This window comes from Blastomonas sp., from assembly GCF_041747255.1.
In the GTDB taxonomy this organism is placed as follows: domain Bacteria; phylum Pseudomonadota; class Alphaproteobacteria; order Sphingomonadales; family Sphingomonadaceae; genus Blastomonas.
In genome coordinates this window covers 1-1,697 of sequence record NZ_JBGTFM010000392.1, presented here as the reverse complement: position 1 = coordinate 1,697, position 1,697 = coordinate 1, and the positions used below count along the sequence as shown (strand labels likewise).

Genomic DNA, 1,697 nt, shown 5'->3' with positions numbered 1-1,697 from the left:
GGTCGAGAACATGTTCGGCAAACTCAAGGACTGGCGCCGCATCCACACCCGATACGACCGCTGCGCCCACACTTTCATGTCCGCCATTTGCATCGCAGCAACCGTCATCTTCTGGCTCGATCAATGAGTCCTGAGCCTAGGACTCGATATATACATAGCTAGGGGCTCCCATGTCATTCTGGGAGCCCCATTTTCGTTCGGGCTCCACGGAAAGATGGGCAATGACCCGACCCCAAAAAGACCCGCAGTTTTACGATTCGTCCCCTTCCTGCCGTTCAGGGTATTAACCCCAGCTAGGGCTCTTCCTTCTGGGCTAAACCTGCGGCAGAGCCTTCAAATAAGTGGCGCATCCTGGCCTATTGCGCGGTTCCAGACCCTTGCGGTGAAACGGCTTGCTCACGTAATTACCGGCGTAAAAGCCCAAACTGGACTCCCGCAACATCCATGATTTGTCGGCGCGATTTGCCGTGCCGTTTGTTGGGGCGGGAGGCTCGATCCGGGCCCTGTTTGCTGATTTGGCCGCAGCGACGCGCACGATGTGCTCAGGCACCGGTTTGCCTTTGGGTTTCCGGCGATGGATGCGGCTTGTAAGTATATTGCGCGATAGCGAAGCCTCGTTCTTCTGACTGCGATAAACACTGTCGGCCCAGACATCAGCAGGGGTGTTTGCAGGGTCGATCACGCGGCGCAACTGGCGCCCATCGCTGTCTGCCGCCGAGGTGACACTCGCTTTGCGGATGAACCCGAAGCGCCGGTCAATGCTGATACGAGACTTGTAGCCGAACACCGGGGTCGCGATCGGCGGTAGCGGCGTCCATCGGGACGATAGCGGACCTTGCCGCCGACCTTCAGTGTCCAGCGCGCGTTGGTGTCCTTCTGGGCGGCCTTGTTCGGCTCGTCCGGTCAGATCTCTTTTGCCGACTTGCCCGCCTTGATCGCCGCCTTCTCGCCTTCGGTGTTGCGCTGCTTGTCCTCGGTGCAGTTCTCCCGGACGCTCGACGTTCAATACAAGACTGCCTGGGTGATGGCGCACAAGCTGCGCGAGGCCCTTGCCCGCGAAGTGCACGGCGCGGAATTGGACGGCGAAGTCGAAATTGACGGCGCATATTTTGGTGGCGTGGTGCGCCCCGAGAACCGCAAGGAAGATCGTCTCGACCGCCGCCTGCGCGAGAACCGCTCGCCGAACCGCCGCGTGGTCATCGCTCTGCGCGAACGTGGGGGCCGCACGCTGCCATTCGTGCACAATGCCGAGGGGTGAGGGCGTCAGCATCGCCAACGCCATCGTGGACCGCTCCGCGACGATGTACGCCGACGAAGGCACGCATTGGGATCTGCTCGACACCACGTTCGCCTGCGGCCGCGTCAACCATTCCGAGGAATACAGCGCGGGCGGCGGCGCGCATACGAATTGGGTGGAAAGCTACTTCTCCCGCCTGCGCCGCATGGTGTCAGGCCAGCACCATTGGGTTTCGCCGAAGTACCTTGCGCAGTACGCCAGCCATGCCGCTTGGATCGAGGATCACCGCCGCGACTGCAACCGGGTTCTCACCGACCGCGCACTTCGCAACGCGATGGTCTCGCCGGTCAGCCGGGAGTTCAAGGGATACTGGCAGCGGGCGGCTTAGGCTAAAATACTGAAAGCCCCTGCCGCGGCAGACGCCATCACTGTCAAAGCCCCGAGCGCCATCGAAAGCTTC

General features: G+C 61.4%; 2 protein-coding genes and 1 pseudogene. 2 read left to right on the top strand and 1 reads right to left on the bottom strand.

Features of this window, described 5'->3' with window-relative positions:
- The coding region (locus ACEW8G_RS13205; protein ID WP_373488871.1) for a transposase at positions 1-127 on the top strand (127 nt) is incomplete at its 5' end.
- 186 nt (positions 128-313) lie between these two features.
- On the opposite strand, the gene ACEW8G_RS13200 is transcribed toward ACEW8G_RS13205, so the two are convergent.
- On the bottom strand, positions 314-787 hold the full coding sequence (locus ACEW8G_RS13200; RefSeq protein ID WP_373488870.1) for a hypothetical protein: 474 nt from the start codon (positions 785-787) through the stop codon (positions 314-316).
- A gap of 108 nt (positions 788-895) precedes the next feature.
- On the opposite strand from ACEW8G_RS13200, the pseudogene ACEW8G_RS13195 reads away from it, so the two are divergent.
- Positions 896-1,625: pseudogene (locus ACEW8G_RS13195) on the top strand (IS1595 family transposase); the annotation flags it as partial.
- Between the last annotated feature and the right edge of the window lie 72 nt (positions 1,626-1,697).